Below are 19,103 nucleotides of genomic sequence, written 5' to 3'. Positions count from 1 at the left end.
GCCATGACCTCGACCCCCGACCTCGCCCCGGCGTCCCCGGAGGCCCTGCCCGACAGCCTGCGGAAACCTGTGAGCGCGCGTAAGGCCGTACGCCCCCGCCACCCCTACCGCGCCGCGCTCTCCACCGCCCGCGCCCGGACCGGCCTGCTCCTCGTCGGCGTGGTGGTCCTCGCCGGACTGCTCGCCCCGCTCCTCGCCGGTCACGGGCCCACCGACCAGAGCGGCCAGAGCCTCGCCGCCCTCGGCACGCCCGGCCACCCGCTCGGCACCGACGACCTCGGCCGCGACCTGCTCAGCCGGGTCCTGTACGGCATCCGCGCCGACCTCGGGATCATCGCGATCGCCGTCCCCCTCGGTGCGGCCCTAGGCTGCCTGTTCGCCCTGGCAGCGGCGGCGCACCCGGTCGCCGACACCCTCGTGCAGCGGGTCTTCGACCTCATCCTGGCCTTCCCGGGCCTGATCCTCGCGCTCGCCGTCACCGCGATCCTCGGCCCCGGCCGACTGCCCGTGGTCCTGGTCATCGCGCTCGCCGAGATCCCGGCGTTCGGGCGGCTGCTGCGCGGCGGGATCCTCGTCCAGCGGGAGCGGGAGTACGTCACCGCCGCCCGGGTCGGCGGCAGTTCGGGCCCCCGGGTGCTCGTCCGGCACATCCTGCCCAACGCCGCCGACCCGCTGATCGTCCAGATCGCCGTGTCGCTGACCGTCGCCGTCTTCATCGAGGGCGCGATGAGCTTCCTCGGTGTGGGCGTCCGGCCGCCGGAGCCGACGCTCGGCTCCGTCCTGAGCCAGTCGATGCCCTACCTCGACCAGGCCCCGCATTTCGCCGCCGGGCCGCTGATCACCGTGACCGCGCTCGTCCTCGGACTCTCGCTCATCGCCGAGGCGCTCAACCGGGAGATACGCCGATGACCGCCCTGTCCCAGGACCTCACGCCGGGGGAGGCCCCTGGACGTACCGCCCGCGAACTCCTCGAAGTCCGCGGCCTCGGCGTCGACTTCACCGGCCCCGACGGCTCGCCCCTGCACGCCGTGCGCAACCTCTCCTTCACCCTGCGCCGGGGCGAGACCCTCGCCGTCGTCGGCGAGTCCGGCTCCGGCAAGTCCACCACCGCGCTCGCCCTGACCCGGATGCTGCCCGGCACCGGCCGCCTCGCCACCGGCTCCGTCCTCCTGGACGGCCACGATCTCGCCGCCGCCACCGACGAGGAGCTGCGGGCGGTACGCGGTGCGCGCATCGGCATGATCTTCCAGGACCCGATGACGGCGCTGAACCCGGTGCTGAGCGTCGGCCGCCACCTGGACGAGGTGCTGCGAGCCCACGGCAAACGCGACCGCGCCGCCCGCCGGGCCCGCGCGGTCGACCTCCTCGACCGGGTCGGCATCCCCGAACCCCACCGCCGTATCGACGGCCACCCGCACCAGTTCTCCGGCGGGCAGCGCCAGCGCATCCTCATCGCGATGGCCCTGGCCGGCGAACCGGACATCCTGCTGGCCGACGAACCGACCACCGCGCTGGACGCCACCGTCCAGGAGCAGATCCTCACCCTCCTCGCCGACCTCAACCGCGAGACCGGCACCGCCCTCGTCCTCATCACCCACAACATGGGCGTCGTCGCCCGCTCCTGCGCACGCGTCCTCGTCATGTACGGCGGCACCGTCGTGGAGGACGGGCCCACCGCCGAGGTCCTCACCCGCCCCCGCCACCCGTACACCGCGGGCCTCCTCGCCGCCGTGCCCCGGCTCTCCGCCCCCTCCGGCACCCGGCTCACCGGCATCCCCGGCTCCCCGCCCGACCTCGCGCTGCTCGGCGACGGCTGCGCGTTCGCCGCGCGCTGCACGCTCGTCGAGGACCGCTGCCGTACGGGGACGCCCCCGCTCGTCGAGCTGACCGACGGGGTGCGGGCCGCTTGCCTGCCCGCCGCCGGGCGCACCGAACCGCTGCCCGCGCCCCCGCCGCCCGCCCGGATCGACCGGCCCGCGCCCGGGGCCGTGGTGCTGGAGGCGGAGGGGCTGGTCAAGACGTACCGGCGGCGTGGCGTTCGGGGTGCCGGGTTCACCGCGCTGGACCGGGTGTCGCTGACCCTGGCCGAGGGGGAGACCCTGGGCATCGTGGGGGAGTCCGGCTCGGGCAAGTCGACCCTGGCCCGGGTGCTGGCGCACGCCCACCCCTCGGACGGGGGCACGCTGCGGCTGCGCGGCGAGGACGTCACCCGGCCCTCGCGGCGGGCGCTGCACGCGGTGCGCCGGCAGGTCCAGATGGTGTTCCAGGACCCCTACGCCTCCCTCAACCCCCGGATGACCGTCGGGCAGATCGTCGCCGAGCCGCTGGTCGCCTTCGGTCTCGGCGACCGGGACGAGCGGGAGGCCCGGGTCGCCGAGTTGCTCACGCTCGCCGGTCTCGACCCGGCCGTCGCCGACCGGCACCCGCGCTCGTTCTCCGGCGGCCAGCGCCAGCGCATCGGCATCGCGCGGGCGCTTGCCCCCGACCCGTCCGTCCTCATCTGCGACGAACCCGTCTCCGCGCTCGACGTCTCCGTGCAGGCGCAGATCGTCGGCCTGCTCACCGACCTCCAGCGGGATCTGGGCCTCGCCCTGGTCTTCATCGCCCACGACCTCGCCGTCGTCCGCCAGGTCAGCCACCGCATCGCGGTCATGCACCGGGGCCGGATCGTGGAGACCGGCAGCGCCGACGAGGTCTGCGAGCACCCTCAGGACCCGTACACCCGGGCCCTGTTGGCAGCGGCGCCTGAGCCCGTACCCGTACTCGTGAAACCGGTGCCGAAGAAGTCCGAGGTGCTCGCGTGAACGCCTGCTGCGCGCCCGGACGCGCATGTACGGGAGCGTCGACGGCTCTCCTGCCGCTCCCGGCCGTCCGCCGCACTGCCGCCACCGAACGAGGCGTGATGGTCGAACTGCCCGGCGGAGCCTTCCGGATGGGCGACGCCTTCGACGAGGGCTACCTCGCCGACCGGGAAGGCCCGGTGCGGGACGTCACCGTGGCGCCCTTCGCCATCGACACCACCGTCGTCACCAACGCCGACTGGGCGGCCTTCGCGGCCGCCACCGGCCACCGCACCGACGCCGAACGCCACGGCAGCAGTTACGTCTTCCATCTGCTGGTCCATCCGAAGGCCGCCGAGCGCCACATCCTCGGACGGGTGCCCGGCGCGCCCTGGTGGCTCGGCGTCGCGGGCGCGACCTGGGACGCGCCGGAAGGGCCCGGCTCCGACGTCACGGACCGGGCCGACCACCCCGTCGTCCACATCTCGTACGACGACGCCCTGGCCTACTGCGACTGGACCGGCACCCGGCTGCCCACCGAGGCGGAGTGGGAGTACGCGGCGCGCGGCGGCCTGGACGGGGCCCGCTATCCGTGGGGCGACGACTTCACGCCCGAAGGCCGCGAGATGTGCAACACCTGGCTCGGCCGCTTCCCGCACCGCTCGGAGCGGCCCGGCGGCCGTACCGGCACCGTGCCCGTCACCGCGTACGAGCCCAACGGCCACGGGCTCCACAACACCTCCGGCAACGTCTGGGAGTGGTGCGCGGACGCCTACGGACCCGGCGAACGCGTCATCCGGGGCGGCTCCTACCTCTGCCACGCCTCGTACTGCAACCGCTACCGGGTCGCCGCCCGCTCCCACAACACCCCCGACTCCTCGACCGGCCACGGCGGCTTCCGCCGCGCCCGCGACCTGAAGCCCGTTGATCCTGCGGAAGGACGGAACCCCGCGTGAAGGCCGTCATGGTGATGTTCGACAGCCTCAACCGGCATCTGCTGCCGCCGTACGGCGCCGACTGGACCCACGCCCCCAACTTCCGCCGTCTCGCGGAACGTACGGTCACCTACGACCGGTGCTACGCGGGCTCCATGCCCTGCATGCCGGCCCGCCGTGAACTGCACACCGGACGCCACAACTTCCTGCACCGGGGCTGGGGCCCGCTGGAGCCGTTCGACGACTCCATGCCCGAGATCCTGAAACGGCACGGCGTCTACACCCACCTCGTCAGCGACCACCAGCACTACTGGGAGGACGGCGGAGCCACCTACCACGGCCGCTACAACTCCTGGGAGTTCTTCCGGGGCCAGGAGGGCGACGCCTGGAAGGGCCAGGTCGCCGACCCGGACATCCCGGAGAACCTGCGCGCCACCCGCAACGACCTCTGGCGGCAGGACTGGGTCAACCGGCGGTACCTGGACACCGAGGCGAAGCAGCCGCAGACCCTCACCTTCGACGCCGGGCTGGAGTTCCTGCGCACCAACCACACCGAGGACGACTGGTTCGTCCAGATCGAGACCTTCGACCCGCACGAACCCTTCTTCACCCAGGACCACTACAAGGACCTCTACCCGCACGACTACGAAGGCCCGCACTTCGACTGGCCCGACTACAACCGGGTCACCGAGACCGAGGAACAGGAGAGCCACGCCCGGTACGAGTACGCGGCGCTGCTCTCCATGTGCGACCACTCGCTCGGCCGGGTCCTCGACGCGATGGACGAACACGGCCTGTGGGACGACACCTTGCTGATCGTCTGCACCGACCACGGCTATCTGCTCGGCGAGAAGGGCTGGTGGGCGAAGGTCGTCACCCCCTGGTACGAAGAGCTGGTCCACACCCCGCTCTTCGTCCACGACCCGCGCCGCCCGGACCGGGACGGCACCCGCGACGGATCGCTCGTCCAGACCGTCGACCTCGCGCCGACCCTGCTGGACTTCTTCGGCGCCGAGATCCCGCCGGACGTCCAGGGCCGCCCGCTGCGCGAGACCGCCGACGCCCGACAGCCCAGAGAATCAGTCCTGTTCGGCATGTTCGGCGGCCATGTGAACGTCACCGACGGACGGTACGTCTACATGCGGGCCTGCCACGACGACACCAACCAGCCGCTGTACGAGCACACCCTGATGCCGACCCGTATCCGCGGCCGCTTCACCCCCGAGGAGCTGGCCGGGCTGACCCTGGCCGAACCGTTCGCGTTCACCAAGGGCGTGCCCACCCTCCGCGTCCCCGCCCGCCCCTCCCCGCTCCTGGGCCCGCAGCGCTTCGGCACGCTCCTCTTCGACCTGGCCGCCGACCCGCGTCAGGAGAAGCCGGTCGTCGACGACGCGGTCGAGCTGCGCATGCTCCGGCTGCTGGTGGAAGGGCTGCGCGAGAACGACGCCCCCGCCGACCAGTACGCCCGCCTCGGCGTCCCGGACGATCCCGACCGGGTGACCGAGGCCCACCTGCTCGTCGCGGCCCAGCGCGAGCGGTCGGAAGCGGCCCGCGAACCCGCCGCCCGCTCGGACGAGTTCACCGAGGGCGCGCTCAACCTCCGTACGCCACTGGCGGATCTGCTGGCCGAACCGGCGGCTGCCGACACGGTCCGCCGGATCGTGCCCGGACTGCTCGACACCGAGCTGCTGACCGTCCGCGGCGGCTCCACCCTGCTCCAGATCGCCGCCTTCACCGGACACCCCGGACGCCCCCAACTCACCGCCGTGGCCGACGAACTGGCCCGGCTGTTCCCGCTGCCCGACGACCACCACCCCAGCCGTGACGGAGAGCCCCGCCGATGACCACCGACCCCACCCGACGCGACCCCTACGCAGGCTTCCCCGGCCGGGTCGGCCGCACCTTCGCCGAGTCGGAGCCCTCCTGGCCGCCGCGCACCACTCCCGGCGGCAAGGCCCCCAACATCGTCGTCGTCCTCGTCGACGACATGGGCTACAGCGACATCGGCCCCTTCGGCTCCGAGATCGCCACCCCGACGCTCGACGCGCTCGCCGAGAACGGCGTACGGCTCACCAACTACCACACCATGCCGCTCTGCTCACCGGCCCGCGCCGCCCTGCTCACCGGCCTCAACCCGCACCGCGTCGGCTACGCCATGGTCGCCAACTCCGACCCCGGCTTCCCCGGTTACGGCATGGAGATCGCCGACGACATCCCCACACTCGCCGAACTGCTCCACGACACCGGCTACGCCACCTACGCCGTCGGCAAATGGCACCTGGTCCGCGACTCCGCCTCCAACGCCGCCGACGACCGCGACAACTGGCCGCTGAACAAGGGCTTCGACCAGTACTACGGCGTCCTCGAAGGCCTCACCAGCCTCTTCCACCCGCACCAACTCGTCCGCGACAACAGCCCGCTGGACATCGACGACTTCGCCGACGACTACTACTACACCGACGACATCACCGACCAGGCGATCTCCATGGTGAAGTCGCTGCGCGCCCACGACCCCGACAAGCCGTTCTTCCTCTACCTCGCCCACAACGCCGTCCACGGCCCGCTCCAGGCCAAGCCCGCGGACATCGCCCGCCACAAGGGCCGCTACGACGAGGGCTGGGACGTCCTGCGGGAACGCCGCTTCGCCGCCCAGCTCGCCGCCGGACTGCTGCCGCCCGGCACCGAACTGCCCGACCGCAACAGCGAGGCCGGCCTCGACGTCCCCGCCTGGGATAGCCTCACCCCGGAGCAACAGAGGCTCTACGCCCGCTACATGGAGGTCTACGCGGCACTCGTCGACAACATCGACCAGAACCTGGCCCGGCTCACCGACACCCTCGAAGCGCTCGGCGAACTCGACAACACCATCATCGTCTTCACCTCCGACAACGGCGGCACCGGCGAAGGCGGCCTGGAGGGCACCCGCTCCTACTTCAGCCGCTTCGTCCACCACCCCGCCCTGCCCGGCGACTGGACCCCCGACGTCGACCGCGACCCCGAACTGATCGGCGGCCCGCGCAGCCTCGTCCACTACCCGCGCGGCTGGGGCATGGCCTCCAACACCCCCTTCCGGCTGTACAAGGGGCACACCTACGCCGGCGGGGTGCGCGTCCCGTTCGTCCTGTCCTGGCCCAAGGGCGCCCGCGAGGAGCTGCTGGCCCCCGGGGTCCGCACGCAGTACCAGTACGTCACCGACATCGCCCCCACCCTGCTGCGGCTCGCCGGACTCGACCGCCCGGCCGAGCGGCGCGGCGTCACCCTCCAGGAACCGGACGGCATCAGCTTCGCCCCCGTACTCGCCGACCCGGACCACGCCTCCACCCACCCCGAGCAGTACTGCGAGATGACCGGCAACCGCAGCTACTACCGGGGCGGCCACAAGCTCGTCACCCTCCATCGCCCCGGCGCGCCCTACGACGACTCCGAGTGGGCGCTGTACGACATCCGCACCGACCCCACCGAGGTCCACGACCTCGCCGCCGAACGCCCCGGCCTGGTCGAGGAGTTGTCCGAGGCCTGGGAGGCGGCCGCCTGGCGCGACGGGGTCTTCCCGCTGCCCGACGGCAGCGGCGCGCTCGCCCGCCGCAATCCCGCCGAACAACGCCTCGCCCGCCCGCTGACCCTGCTGCCCGGCACCCCGGAACTGGAGCGCTACCGGTCCTCCCGGCTGGTCTCCCTGCGCTCCTTCGAGATCACCGTCGTCATCGACGGGACGGGGGAGGGGGTGCTCGTCTCGCACGGTGACCAGGGCGGCGGCTACAGCCTGTACGTGGAGGACGGGCGGCTGCACCTGGCCTACAACGAATACGGCGTCCTGCACGAGACCGACGCCGGACCGCTCGCGCCCGGCGCCCATGTCATCGCGCTGGCCGCCACGGCGGAGAAGGGGCTGCGCTGGTCGTTCACGGTCAGCGTCGACGGCGAGGTACGGGCCACCCCGCCCAGCGTCCACCAGCTCATCGGCATGGCCCCGTTCCAGGGCATCAGCATCGGCATCGACCGCAAGTCCCCGGTCTCCTGGCCCCTGTTCGAGCGCCACCGGACCTTCCGCTACGACGGAGCGCTGCGCTCGGTCACCTACACCCCCGGCGAGCCGGGCCCGGACGCGCCGGAGGCGGTGGCCGCCGCGCTCAAGGAAGCGGCAGCGGCCTTTGAGTGAGAGCGGGCCGTCTCCGGCCCCGGGCACCCCGGGGCCGGACGGCTCACCGCCCGTCACCGCCCGGTCAGCAACCCCGCGAGCGTGCCCCGGCTGCGCCGCAGCGCCTCGATCTGGTCGTCCATCTCCGCCAGCTCCCCGCCGAGGATCTCCCGCAGCTCCGCGCACCAGTCGAACCCGGGCTGGTCGCCCCGGGCGCACGGCAGCACCTGGCGGATCACCTCGGTGGACAGCCCGGCCCGCAGCAGCGCGCGGATCTGCTTGACGGTCACCACGGCCTCCTCGGCGTAGGCGCGATAGCCGTTCGCGCCGCGCCCGGCCTCCAGCAGCCCCTGCGCCTCGTAGTAGCGCAACGACCGCGCGCTGACGCCCGTCCGCCGCGACAGCTCCCCGATCAGCATGCTTCCCCCACCCCTCCGCTTGACCTTGTCACCGGTGTCAAGCCTTAACGTCCGGACCATGAACGAAGTTTCCCCGCACATCGCGCACCTGAACGGCCGCCCGGCGGCCACCGCCGACCTCGCCCCGCTCGCCTTCGCGGGCCACGCCCACTTCACCGCGATGCAGATCCGCGAGGGCCGGGTCCGGGGCCTCGACCTCCATCTGGAGCGGCTGCGGTCCGCTTCGGTCGAACTGTTCGGCCGGGCCCTGCCCGAGGACCTGGTCCGCTCCCACCTGCGTACCGCACTCCGGGGCGGCCCGGCCGACCTCTCGCTGACGGCCACGGTCTTCTCCACGGCCGGCGAGTTCACCGCGGCCGACGCGGACCTGGCGCTGCTGGTGCGGACCGGGCCCCCGTCGACCGGACCCGAAGGCCCGCTGGCCCTCGCCGCGGTCGAGCACGAGCGGTTCCTGCCGCACGTCAAGCACGTCGGCGAGATCGCCAAGACCCACCTCCTGCGGCAGGCCGTCGCCGACGGCTTCGACGACGCCGCCTTCCTGGACCGCGAGGGCCGCTTCAGCGAGGCGACCATCTGGAACCTGGCCTTCTGGGACGGCGAGGCGGTCGTGTGGCCCGAGGCCGACGTCCTGACGGGCACCATGATGGGCGTCGTCCGCCGGCAGCTGGACCGGCTCGGAGTCGAGCAGCGGACCGCCGCGATCACCCCCGACGACCTGCCCGACCTGGCCGGCGCGGTCGTCCTGAACTCCTGGACGCCGGGCGTGGCGGTCCACCGGATCGGCGCCACCGAGCTGCCCGCCGCGCCCCGGTTCCTCCAGGCGCTGCACCGGGCGTACACAGCCGAACCGCCCACCGCGCCGTGAGGGGCGCGATGGGCGGTCCGGTGAGGTCTCAGCCGACGTACGCGCCGCTCGCCGTCAGCCGCAGGGCCGTGTCGATCAGCGGGACGTGGCTGAAGGCCTGCGGGAAGTTGCCGACCTGGCGCTGGAGGTTGGAGTCCCACTCCTCGGCCAGCAGCCCCAGGTCGTTGCGGAGCGACAGCAGCTTCTCGAACAGCTGGCGCGCCTCGTCGACCCGGCCGATCATCGCCAGGTCGTCGGCCATCCAGAACGAGCAGGCCAGGAACGCGCCCTCGTCGCCCGCCAGACCGTCGACGCCCGCGTCCTCGCCCTCCGTCGGATAGCGCAGGATGAAGCCGTCCTCCGTGGACAGCTCCCGCTGGATCGCCTCGATCGTGCCGATGACCCGCTTGTCGTCCGGTGGCAGGAAGCCCATCTGCGGGATGAGCAGCAGCGAGGCGTCCAGCTCCTTCGACCCGTAGGACTGGGTGAAGGTGTTGCGCTCCTTGTCGTAGCCGCGCTCGCAGACATCCCGGTGGATGTCGTCGCGCAGCTGGTACCACCGCTCCAGCGGGCCTTCGACGTCACCGGACTCGACCAGCTTGATCGTCCGGTCGACCGCGACCCAGGCCATCACCTTGGAGTGCACGAAGTGCCGGCGCGGCCCGCGCACCTCCCAGATGCCCTCGTCGGGCTCCTCCCAGTGCTTCTCCAGATACTCGATCAGCTTGAGCTGGAGGCCCATGGCGTAGTCGTTGCGGGTGAGGCCCGTCATGTGCGCCAGGTGCAGCGCCTCGGTGACCTCGCCGTAGACATCGAGCTGGAGCTGGTTGGCCGCGCCGTTGCCGACGCGGACCGGGCCGGAGTTCTCGTAACCGGGCAGCCAGTCCAGCTCCGCCTCGCCGAGCTCACGCTCGCCGGCGATGCCGTACATGATCTGGAGGTTCTCCGGGTCGCCCGCCACCGCCCGCAGCAGCCACTCGCGCCAGGCGCGGGCCTCTTCGCGGTACCCGGTGCGCAGCAGCGAGGAGAGGGTGATCGCGGCGTCCCGCAGCCAGGTGTAGCGGTAGTCCCAGTTCCGTACGCCGCCGATCTCCTCCGGGAGCGAGGTGGTCGGGGCCGCCACGATGCCGCCGGTCGGGGCGTACGTGAGGGCCTTCAGCGTGATCAGGGAGCGGACGACCGCCTCCCGATAGGGCCCGTGGTACGTACACTGATCGACCCATTCGCGCCAGAAGTTCTCCGTCGCCTCCAGCGAGTTCTCCGGCTCCGGGAGGGCCGGCGGCTCGTGGTGCGAGGGCTGCCAGCTGATCGTGAACGCCACCCGGTCGCCGGGGCCGACGGTGAAGTCGGAGTAGGTGGTCAGGTTCTTGCCGTACGTCTCCGCCTCGGTGTCCAGCCAGACCGAGTCCGGCCCGGCGACGGCGACCGTACGGTTGTCCACCTTGTGCACCCAGGGCGTCACCCGGCCGTAGCTGAAACGCATCCGCAGTTCCGAGCGCATCGGCACCCGGCCGCTGACGCCCTCCACGATCCGGATCAGCTGCGGCGCCCCGTCACGCGGGGGCATGAAATCGGTCACTCGTACGGTGCCGCGTGGCGTGTCCCACTCCGATTCCAGGACGAGGGAGTCGCCGCGATAGCGCCGCCGGTCGGCGAAGGCTGGTTCTGTTCCTTCCGCTCTCGCGGGGCCCAGGCGCCAGAAGCCGTGCTCCTCGGTGCCCAGCAGCCCCGCGAAGACGGCGTGCGAGTCGAAGCGGGGCAGGCACAGCCAGTCCGCTGTGCCGTCCCGGCAGACCAGGGCTGCGGTCTGCATGTCTCCGATGAGTGCGTAATCCTCGATGCGCCCGGCCACGTGCGTCTCCAGTCGAACGGCCATGTCGCCCCGTCAAAGGGCGCTTACTGCGGGTCAAGGGGGTCGTAGGGTCTTTCACCCGGGAAGATCCGACGAGTTCCTTACCGGTGGGCGGCCTGGGTGGTGCCGCCGCCCGGCCGTCTCGGCAGCGAGTGTTTGAGCAGGATACGACGCACCACGAAGATCCGCGCGACGGTCCCCGCAACATCTCTGAGCTGATCGGGTGGGACGTGAAGTGCCTGAGGTGATGGTGTGACGCCTCTGTGCAGGGTGTGGCCGGAAGCAGCCTCCCGCTGTCGCTGTTACCCTGGTAGCCCGTGGACCGGTGGTCGTTCGCGACAGCGCACGAGGCCCCCGAACCGCAGCGACGGCACCCCCGGAATCTCCGGTTCGGCTGCCGGTACGCACCTCAGAATCGCGACCACGGGAGCCCCCTTTGGCTATGCAGCCCACATCCACGACGACCAAGCACATCTTCGTCACCGGGGGTGTCGCCTCCTCCCTCGGCAAGGGTCTGACTGCCTCCAGCCTGGGTGCCCTGCTCAAGGCACGGGGCCTGCGGGTCACCATGCAGAAGCTCGACCCCTACCTCAACGTCGACCCCGGCACGATGAACCCCTTCCAGCACGGCGAGGTCTTCGTCACCGACGACGGCGCCGAGACCGACCTGGACATCGGCCACTACGAGCGCTTCCTCGACGTCAACCTCGACGGCTCCGCCAACGTCACGACCGGCCAGGTCTACTCGCAGGTCATCGCCAAGGAGCGGCGCGGTGAGTATCTGGGCGACACCGTCCAGGTCATCCCGCACATCACCAACGAGATCAAGCACCGCATCCGTCGCATGGCCACCGACGACGTGGACGTCGTCATCACCGAGGTCGGCGGCACGGTCGGCGACATCGAGTCGCTGCCGTTCCTGGAGACCGTCCGCCAGGTCCGCCACGAGGTCGGCCGCGACAACGTCTTCGTCGTGCACATCTCGCTGCTGCCCTACATCGGCCCCTCCGGCGAGCTGAAGACCAAGCCCACCCAGCACTCGGTGGCCGCCCTGCGCAACATCGGCATCCAGCCGGACGCCATCGTGCTGCGCGCCGACCGCGAGGTCCCCACCGCCATCAAGCGCAAGATCTCGCTGATGTGCGACGTCGACGAGGCCGCCGTGGTGGCCGCGATCGACGCCAAGTCGATCTACGATATCCCCAAGGTGCTGCACACCGAGGGCCTGGACGCCTACGTCGTGCGCAAGCTCGACCTGCCGTTCCGGGACGTCGACTGGACCACCTGGGACGACCTGCTGGACCGGGTCCACAACCCCGACCACGAGGTCACCGTCGCGCTGGTCGGCAAGTACATCGACCTGCCCGACGCCTATCTCTCGGTCACCGAGGCCATCCGCGCCGGCGGCTTCGCCAACAAGGCCCGGGTCAAGGTCAAGTGGGTCACCTCCGACGACTGCCGTACCGCCGCGGGCGCCGCCGAGCACCTCGGTGACGTCGACGCGATCTGCATCCCGGGCGGCTTCGGCGAGCGCGGTGTCGACGGCAAGGTCGGCGCCATCCGCTACGCCCGCGAGAACAAGGTCCCGCTGCTCGGCCTCTGCCTCGGCCTCCAGTGCATCGTGATCGAGGCGGCCCGCTCGCTCGCCGAGATCCCGGACGCCAACTCCACCGAGTTCGACGCCGCCACCTCCCACCCGGTCATCTCGACGATGGAGGAGCAGCTCGCCTTCGTCGAGGGCGCGGGCGACCTCGGCGGCACCATGCGGCTCGGCCTCTACCCGGCCAAGCTCGCCGAGGGTTCGCTGGTGCGCGAGGCCTACGCCGGTGAGCCGTACGTGGAGGAGCGCCACCGCCACCGCTACGAGGTCAACAACGCCTACCGCTCCGAGCTGGAGAAGAAGGCCGGACTGGTCTTCTCCGGCACCTCCCCGGACAACAAGCTCGTCGAGTACGTCGAGTACCCGCGCGAGACGCACCCCTACCTGGTCGCCACCCAGGCGCACCCGGAGCTGCGTTCCCGCCCGACCCGCCCGCACCCGCTCTTCGCGGGTCTGGTGAAGGCCGCCGTCGCGCGCAAGGTCGGCGCGGGCGAGTAGTTCCGAGGCATTACGGTTGACCGGGGTACGGATCCTGCACGGATGCCGTGCCCCGGTTTTTCGTTCTGTACGCGGGAGGACGCACATGGGTATCCAGGACACGCCCGAGGAGTGGCAGGTCACCGAGACCGTCACCCCCTTCACCGGCAACAAGACCAGCGTCCGCACCGACCAGGTGGTGATGCCCGACGGATCCGTCCACGGCCGTGACTACCAGGTCCACCCCGGCTCCGTCGCCGTCCTCGCGATCGACGACGAGGACCGGGTCATCGTCCTGCGCCAGTACCGCCACCCGGTACGCCACCGGCTCTGGGAGATCCCGGCCGGACTGCTCGACATCCCCGGCGAGAACCCGCTGCACGCCGCCCAGCGCGAGCTGTACGAGGAGGCGCACGTCAAGGCCGAGGACTGGCGGGTGCTGACCGACGTCTACACCACGCCCGGCGGCTGCGACGAGGCCGTGCGGATCTTCCTCGCGCGCGATCTCTCCGAGGCGGAGGGCGAGCGGTACGCGGTCTCCGAGGAGGAGGCCGACATGGAGCACGCCCGGGTGCCGCTGCCCGAGCTGGTCCGCTCGGTGATCGCGGGGGACGTGCACAACAACTGCCTGGTGGTCGGGGCGCTCGCGCTCACCGCCGTACGCGCGGGTGACGGCGTCGAGTCGCTGCGTCCCGCCGAGGCGCCCTGGTCGGCCCGTCCCTTCGAGGCCTGACGGTCCGACGGCCTGACGGTCCGTCCGTCGCCCCACACCCCCGGTCGTACGAAATGAAGAAATGCTGATCCGATCGGGGGATGTTGGGGCCGGTCCCGCCCCGCTCCGCAGTGATCGTCATCACCGCTGAACTACGCTCGAAAGGTCCCGACCGGAGTTCCGGCGGGCACCGCGTGCAGCGAAGTGGAGCGTGGCTCGTGACCGATCAGGCGGTGGACACCAGCGGCCCGGCAAAGGCCCCGGGGACCGAGGAGCCGTCCGGCGCCGCCCCACCCCGATTCTTCGGCCGCGAACGCGAGTTGAAGGCCCTGCGGGCGGACATCGAGCGCGCCGGTCTCGACACCCTGGCCGGCCGCAAGGCCCCCCGTGCCCGGGTCCTGCTCATCGCCGGCCGTCCCGGATCCGGCCGCAGCGCCCTCGCCGAGGAGCTGGCCGGAGCGCTCACCGGAACCGACGCCGCCGGGGCCGCCGCGAGCGCGACCGGCGCACTGCCCTGGTCCGTTCCCGGTACGGGCTCCGGCGACTACCCCGACGGGGTGCTCCGGGTCGGCCTCACCGATCCCGGCGGCGGACGCGTCCCCACCGAACGCACCGCCGGCGAGATCCTCGGCCTCCTCGGGGTGGCGGTCCCGCCCGGCGCCGATCAGGACGAGCTGTCCGAGATGGTCCGCGAAGCCCTCGCCGTACGCCGGCTCGTCCTGGTGCTCGACGACGCGGCCGACGCCGAGCAGGTCGACCCACTGCTCCCGGAGAACCCGGACTGCCTGGTCCTCGCCACCGCCACCGGACCGCTCACCGGCATCCCCGACGTACGGCCCTGCACCCTCGGCGGACTGGAGGCGGGCGCGGCGGTGCGGCTGCTGGCCCGCGCCATCGGCCAGGTCCGCATCACCGTCGACCCCCGCACCGCGGAGACCCTGGCCGAGGAGTGCGGGGGACAGCCCGCGGCGCTCGCCCTGGTGGCAGGTCTGCTCGCCGCCCACCCCATGGCCTCGGTCGCCGATGTCGCGGGGCAGCTGCACGAGCTGCCCGACACCGGCGAGCAGCAGCCCACCGGAGCACGCCCGCTGGCCCGGGTGTTCCGGCTCGTCCACGACTCCCTGCCGCAGGCCGCCGCCCGGATACTGCGCCTGCTGGCCCTCGCCCCCGCCGGACTCGCCGACGCCCACACGGCCTCCGCGCTGGCCGGCTGCTCGGTCTCCGCCGCCCGCTCCACGCTCGACGACTTCGTCAAGCTCGGGCTGCTGCGGACGGACGGCGCGGCCCACCCCCAGTACGCGGTGCCCGGCTGCCTCGCCCCGATGCTGTCGGCCCTCCTGGAGGACCGGGACCGGCCGGGCGAGATCCAGCTCGCCCGCGCCCGGATGCTGGAGCGGACCGTGCGCCGGCTCCAGGCCTGCCGGGCGATCACCGAGCCGGAGGGCTCCACCGCCCGCCGCAAGCTCGCCGGACTGCCCCGCTCGCTGCGCTTCCCGAGCGCCGAGGAGGCGGGCGCCTGGCTGCGGGTCCGCCAGCCCGCCCTGCTCGCCTCGGCCCGGCTCGCCGTGGCCGACGGCGAGCTCGACACCCTGGCGCGACGCCTGGTGGCCGCCCTGGTGCGGGCCCTGGCCGCGCACCGGGGCACGGAGGAGGCCGCCCCCGAGCTGTACGGGCTGCACGGCCTCGTCCTGGACGTGGCGCTCCGCCGCGAGCTGCCCCGCGAACAGGCGGCCGCCCTGCTGAACCTCGCCGACCTGGACGCCCGCACCGGCCGCACCCGGGAGGCGCTGACCCGCTACCGGGCCGCGCTGGACGCCGGAAAGGCGGCGAAGGACCTCTACGCCACCGGCCGCGCGATGGAATCCGTAGGCGGCGCGTACGAGGAGCTGGGGGACTACCACCGGGCCGCCGACTGGTACGGCCGGGCGCTCTCCCAGCGGCTGACCCAGGGGGAGCGCGCTGACGAGGCCCGGCTCTACGGGCGGCTCGGGGCGGTCCACACGTACGCCGGGCGCTACGGCGAGGCGCTGCGGAACTGGCGGGCCGCCGCGGCGGGCCACCGCAGGCTCGGCGATCCGGCGGCCCAGGCGCGGGCGCTCAGCGAGGCCGCCCGGGTCCAGGAGTACGCGGGCCGGCCGCACGACTCGCTCCAGACCTGCCGTGAGGCCGTCGACCTGGCCCGGCGCGCCGGTGACGTGCGGCTTCAGGCGGCGCTGCAACTGCGGCTCGCCGACACCCTGGACCGGCTCGGGGACCCCGCGGCGGCCGGGCTGCACCGGGGCGCGGCCGACAGATTGCTGGGTGAGGAGGCTCCAGCCTACGAAATCCGCAGTGCTTCGACAGAAAATTAAAGCTTTGTAAGGCTAGACAGCGCGAAGTCCTTCATTAGACTGGCTCTGCCGCGTTCCTCCGTGGCGTCTCCATTTATGATGTATATGTCCGGGTGTGCTCCGTTGTGCCCGGGTAACCCTCCGAGCCAAGGACCGTGATCGACGTGAAGGTCGGCATCCCCCGCGAAGTCAAGAACAACGAGTTCCGGGTGGCGATCACCCCCGCCGGAGTGCATGAGCTCGTCCGCCACGGCCACCAGGTCGTCATCGAGCACGACGCCGGCGTCGGCTCGTCCATCCCGGACGAGGAGTACGTCGCCGCCGGTGCGCAGATCCTGGCCACCGCGGACGAGGTCTGGGCCGCCGCCGACCTGCTGCTGAAGGTCAAGGAGCCGGTCGCCGAGGAGTACCACCGCCTCCGCAAGGACCAGACGCTCTTCACCTACCTGCACCTCGCCGCCTCCCGTGAGTGCACCGACGCGCTGCTGGCCTCCGGCACCACCGCCATCGCCTACGAGACGGTCGAGACCGCGAACCGCGCGCTCCCGCTGCTCGCCCCGATGTCCGAGGTCGCGGGCCGCCTCGCCCCGCAGGTCGGCGCGTACCACCTGATGCGCTCGGTCGGCGGCCGCGGCGTGCTGCCCGGCGGCGTGCCCGGTACCGCGGCCGGCAAGGCCGTCGTCATCGGCGGCGGCGTCTCCGGCTGGAACGCCACCCAGATCGCCGTGGGCCTCGGCTTCCACGTCACGCTGCTCGACCGCGACATCAACAAGCTGCGCGAGGCCGACAAGATCTTCGGCACCAAGGTGCAGACCGTCGTCTCCAACGCCTTCGAGCTGGAGAAGGCCGTCGTCGAGGCCGACCTCGTCATCGGCGCCGTGCTGATCCCCGGAGCCAAGGCCCCGAAGCTGGTCACCAACGAGCTCGTCGCCAAGATGAAGCCCGGAAGTGTACTTGTCGACATTGCAATCGACCAGGGTGGCTGCTTCGAGGACTCGCGTCCGACGACCCACGCCGAGCCGACCTTCCAGGTCCACAACTCGGTCTTCTACTGCGTCGCGAACATGCCCGGCGCGGTGCCCCACACCTCCACCTACGCGCTCACCAACGCGACGATGCCCTACATCGTGGAGCTCGCGAACCGCGGCTGGGCCGACGCCCTGCGCCGCGACGCCGCGCTCGCCAAGGGCCTCAACACCCATGAGGGCCAGGTGGTTTACCGCGAGGTGGCCGAGGCGCACGGTCTCCCGCACGTCGAACTGAGCACGCTCCTCGGCTGACGGGTCAACCTCCTCCGTCAACATCGGGACTCCGGCCGGACCTTGCCGAGCAAGGTCCGGCCGGACGTGTATCGGGCCCTGTGAGGCCCTTGCGCAACTCGCGCCGAACGTAACCCTTTACCCGTTTCGTGCTGCGGCGAAATGTGCGGCTTGGTCGCTGTGCACCCTTGACAGCGAGGCGTTCGATTGCCGACACATCGGGCCGGGTCCGGCGGATTGTGTTGCTGCGGACCGGTGACACGCCATAGAGTCGCCAATCGTCGGCATGGTGCCACGCTGACCTATCGATAAGTTTCCTGGTCACGTCCAAGGAGGTAAGACGACTTGTGAATGAGTCGACAATTACTCCTGGGGGTGGTCAACCAGGGATGCCTGCACGGGGTCTGAGCCCGATCGGGCTCGAAGCTGTCGGCTCCGTCGCGGTCCGCACCTTCGCCACCCAACAGCACATGACGACAGCCCCCCAGATGATGGACGGCCTACACGTGAACGCCACGGCCGGCAACGAGAGCAGCCGGGACACCGACCGCTTCGCCGACTTCGCCGAGGTGCCCGAGGGGCACTTCTACGACCCCGACGCCGAGTACGAGCCCGATCCGGAGTACGCGGCCACCCTCGCGCCCGACGCCGCGCGTCAGCGCCGCGAGCGCATCGGCCCGACCGGACGGCCGCTGCCGTACTTCCCGATCCCGGGCCCCCTGACCGACCACGGCCCCGCGAAGATCATCGCGATGTGCAACCAGAAGGGCGGCGTCGGCAAGACCACGTCGACCATCAACCTGGGCGCCGCGCTCGCGGAGTACGGACGCCGGGTCCTGCTCGTCGACTTCGACCCGCAGGGCGCGCTCTCCGTCGGCCTCGGGGTCAACCCGATGGAGCTGGACCTCACCGTCTACAACCTGCTCATGGAGCGGGGCATGGCGGCCGACGACGTCCTGCTCAAGACCGCGGTCCCCAACATGGACCTGCTGCCCAGCAACATCGACCTCTCCGCGGCCGAGGTGCAGCTCGTCAGCGAGGTGGCCCGCGAGTCCACGCTCCAGCGCGCCCTGAAGCCGCTGATGGCCGACTACGACTACATCGTGATCGACTGTCAGCCCTCGCTCGGCCTGCTCACCGTGAACGCCCTGACGGCCGCTCACAAGGTCATAGTGCCGCTGGAGTGCGAGTTCTTCGCGCTGCGCGGGGTGGCGCTGCTCACCGAGACCATCGAGAAGGTCCAGGAGCGGCTCAACCCGGAGCTGGAGCTCGACGGCATCCTCGCCACCATGTACGACTCCCGTACGGTGCACAGCCGCGAGGTCCTGGCGCGCGTCGTCGAGGCCTTCGACGAGCACGTCTACCACACGGTCATCGGGCGCACGGTCCGCTTCCCGGAGACCACGGTCGCCGGTGAGCCCATCACCACCTACGCCTCCAACTCGGTCGGCGCAGCCGCCTATCGCCAGCTCGCCAGGGAGGTGCTCGCCCGGTGTCACGCCGAGTGAGTCTGCCGGGGGCCGACGAACTGTTCCGTACCACCGGAGGCGGGATGGGCCTCCAGTCGTCCTCCCCGGCGGAGCGGCGGCGCAAGGCGAACGGCGAACCGCGGGTGCCCGCACCCGCCGGCGAGAGCGATCCCGCCGGCCAGGCCCCGTCCGCCGACCGCGAGGAGCACGCCGCGGCCGACGCCGACGGCGGCGACTCGCGCAGCCGTGCCGAGGGCGAGCGGGCGCCGACCGCCAAGGCCGCCCCCG

General features: G+C 71.9%; 13 protein-coding genes and 1 pseudogene. 12 read left to right on the top strand and 2 right to left on the bottom strand.

Annotated features, from left to right (window positions below):
- Positions 1-3 precede the first annotated feature (3 nt).
- The 5 genes from G3I54_RS04045 (at position 4) to G3I54_RS04025 (ending at position 7,874) form a co-directional block, all read left to right on the top strand.
- Positions 4-909, top strand: a complete 906-nt coding sequence (locus G3I54_RS04045) for an ABC transporter permease (RefSeq protein WP_164611163.1) — start codon at positions 4-6, stop codon at positions 907-909.
- A complete protein-coding gene (locus G3I54_RS04040) occupies positions 906-2,804 on the top strand; it encodes an ABC transporter ATP-binding protein (protein ID WP_164611161.1) in 1,899 nt (632 codons plus the stop codon). Before G3I54_RS04045 ends, G3I54_RS04040 begins: the two co-directional genes overlap by 4 nt.
- A 98-nt stretch (positions 2,805-2,902) precedes the next feature.
- The gene (locus G3I54_RS04035; RefSeq protein ID WP_164611158.1) at positions 2,903-3,736 is read left to right on the top strand and encodes a formylglycine-generating enzyme family protein; all 834 of its coding nucleotides are present in this window, start codon (positions 2,903-2,905) and stop codon (positions 3,734-3,736) included.
- Positions 3,733-5,559 carry a sulfatase gene (locus G3I54_RS04030; protein WP_164611156.1) on the top strand — a complete coding sequence of 609 codons (1,827 nt, stop codon included), beginning with the start codon at positions 3,733-3,735 and terminating at the stop codon, positions 5,557-5,559. Before G3I54_RS04035 ends, G3I54_RS04030 begins: the two co-directional genes overlap by 4 nt.
- Positions 5,556-7,874, top strand: coding sequence for an arylsulfatase (locus G3I54_RS04025; protein ID WP_164611154.1), 2,319 nt, complete (start codon positions 5,556-5,558; stop codon positions 7,872-7,874). Before G3I54_RS04030 ends, G3I54_RS04025 begins: the two co-directional genes overlap by 4 nt.
- Positions 7,875-7,927: 53 nt before the next feature.
- Here the strand turns inward: G3I54_RS04025 and G3I54_RS04020 are convergent, their stop codons facing one another.
- Positions 7,928-8,272 carry a MerR family transcriptional regulator gene (locus G3I54_RS04020; protein WP_164611152.1) on the bottom strand — a complete coding sequence of 115 codons (345 nt, stop codon included), beginning with the start codon at positions 8,270-8,272 and terminating at the stop codon, positions 7,928-7,930.
- A gap of 58 nt (positions 8,273-8,330) precedes the next feature.
- Between G3I54_RS04020 and G3I54_RS04015 the strand changes: the two genes are divergently transcribed.
- Complete coding sequence (locus G3I54_RS04015; RefSeq protein WP_164611147.1) at positions 8,331-9,137, top strand: aminotransferase class IV family protein; 807 nt, start codon at positions 8,331-8,333, stop codon at positions 9,135-9,137.
- Between the two features lie 28 nt (positions 9,138-9,165).
- On the opposite strand, the gene G3I54_RS04010 is transcribed toward G3I54_RS04015, so the two are convergent.
- A complete protein-coding gene (locus G3I54_RS04010) occupies positions 9,166-10,992 on the bottom strand; it encodes a glycoside hydrolase family 15 protein (RefSeq protein WP_203685491.1) in 1,827 nt (608 codons plus the stop codon).
- 418 nt (positions 10,993-11,410) lie between these two features.
- Between G3I54_RS04010 and G3I54_RS04005 the strand changes: the two genes are divergently transcribed.
- The 6 genes and pseudogenes from G3I54_RS04005 to G3I54_RS03980 all read left to right on the top strand — a co-directional run.
- Complete coding sequence (locus G3I54_RS04005) at positions 11,411-13,066, top strand: CTP synthase (RefSeq protein WP_030085836.1); 1,656 nt, start codon at positions 11,411-11,413, stop codon at positions 13,064-13,066.
- A gap of 85 nt (positions 13,067-13,151) precedes the next feature.
- Positions 13,152-13,778 (top strand): NUDIX hydrolase, encoded by a 627-nt coding sequence (locus G3I54_RS04000; protein WP_164611145.1) that lies wholly within the window; start codon positions 13,152-13,154, stop codon positions 13,776-13,778.
- A 197-nt stretch (positions 13,779-13,975) separates the two neighbouring features.
- The gene (locus G3I54_RS03995) at positions 13,976-16,108 is read left to right on the top strand and encodes a tetratricopeptide repeat protein (RefSeq protein ID WP_164611143.1); all 2,133 of its coding nucleotides are present in this window, start codon (positions 13,976-13,978) and stop codon (positions 16,106-16,108) included.
- A 143-nt stretch (positions 16,109-16,251) separates the two neighbouring features.
- Complete coding sequence (gene ald / locus G3I54_RS03990; protein WP_164611175.1) at positions 16,252-17,367, top strand: alanine dehydrogenase; 1,116 nt, start codon at positions 16,252-16,254, stop codon at positions 17,365-17,367.
- Between the two features lie 368 nt (positions 17,368-17,735).
- Positions 17,736-18,854: a ParA family protein gene (locus G3I54_RS03985; RefSeq protein ID WP_003970030.1), complete on the top strand. Its 1,119-nt coding sequence runs from the start codon at positions 17,736-17,738 to the stop codon at positions 18,852-18,854.
- Positions 18,851-19,103, top strand: a pseudogene (locus G3I54_RS03980) (hypothetical protein); the annotation flags it as partial. The gene G3I54_RS03985 and the pseudogene G3I54_RS03980, both read left to right, overlap by 4 nt.

This window comes from Streptomyces sp. SID14515 (assembly GCF_010548505.1).
GTDB classification, from domain to species: Bacteria; Actinomycetota; Actinomycetes; order Streptomycetales; family Streptomycetaceae; genus Streptomyces; species Streptomyces caviscabies.
This window is presented reverse-complemented; position numbering and strand designations above follow the sequence as displayed.

Excerpts from the sequence above, each read along its gene's own strand:
- G3I54_RS04045 (WP_164611163.1), top strand. The coding sequence starts at position 4 with ATGACCTCGACCCCCGACCTCGCCCCGGCGTCCCCGGAGGCCCTGCCC.
- G3I54_RS04040 (WP_164611161.1), top strand. The coding sequence starts at position 906 with ATGACCGCCCTGTCCCAGGACCTCACGCCGGGGGAGGCCCCTGGACGT.
- G3I54_RS04035 (WP_164611158.1), top strand. The coding sequence starts at position 2,903 with ATGGTCGAACTGCCCGGCGGAGCCTTCCGGATGGGCGACGCCTTCGAC.
- G3I54_RS04025 (WP_164611154.1), top strand. The coding sequence starts at position 5,556 with ATGACCACCGACCCCACCCGACGCGACCCCTACGCAGGCTTCCCCGGC.
- G3I54_RS04020 (WP_164611152.1), bottom strand. The coding sequence starts at position 8,272 with ATGCTGATCGGGGAGCTGTCGCGGCGGACGGGCGTCAGCGCGCGGTCG.
- G3I54_RS04015 (WP_164611147.1), top strand. The coding sequence starts at position 8,331 with ATGAACGAAGTTTCCCCGCACATCGCGCACCTGAACGGCCGCCCGGCG.
- G3I54_RS04010 (WP_203685491.1), bottom strand. The coding sequence starts at position 10,992 with ATGGCCGTTCGACTGGAGACGCACGTGGCCGGGCGCATCGAGGATTAC.
- G3I54_RS04005 (WP_030085836.1), top strand. The coding sequence starts at position 11,411 with ATGCAGCCCACATCCACGACGACCAAGCACATCTTCGTCACCGGGGGT.
- G3I54_RS04000 (WP_164611145.1), top strand. The coding sequence starts at position 13,152 with ATGGGTATCCAGGACACGCCCGAGGAGTGGCAGGTCACCGAGACCGTC.
- G3I54_RS03985 (WP_003970030.1), top strand. The coding sequence starts at position 17,736 with ATGCCTGCACGGGGTCTGAGCCCGATCGGGCTCGAAGCTGTCGGCTCC.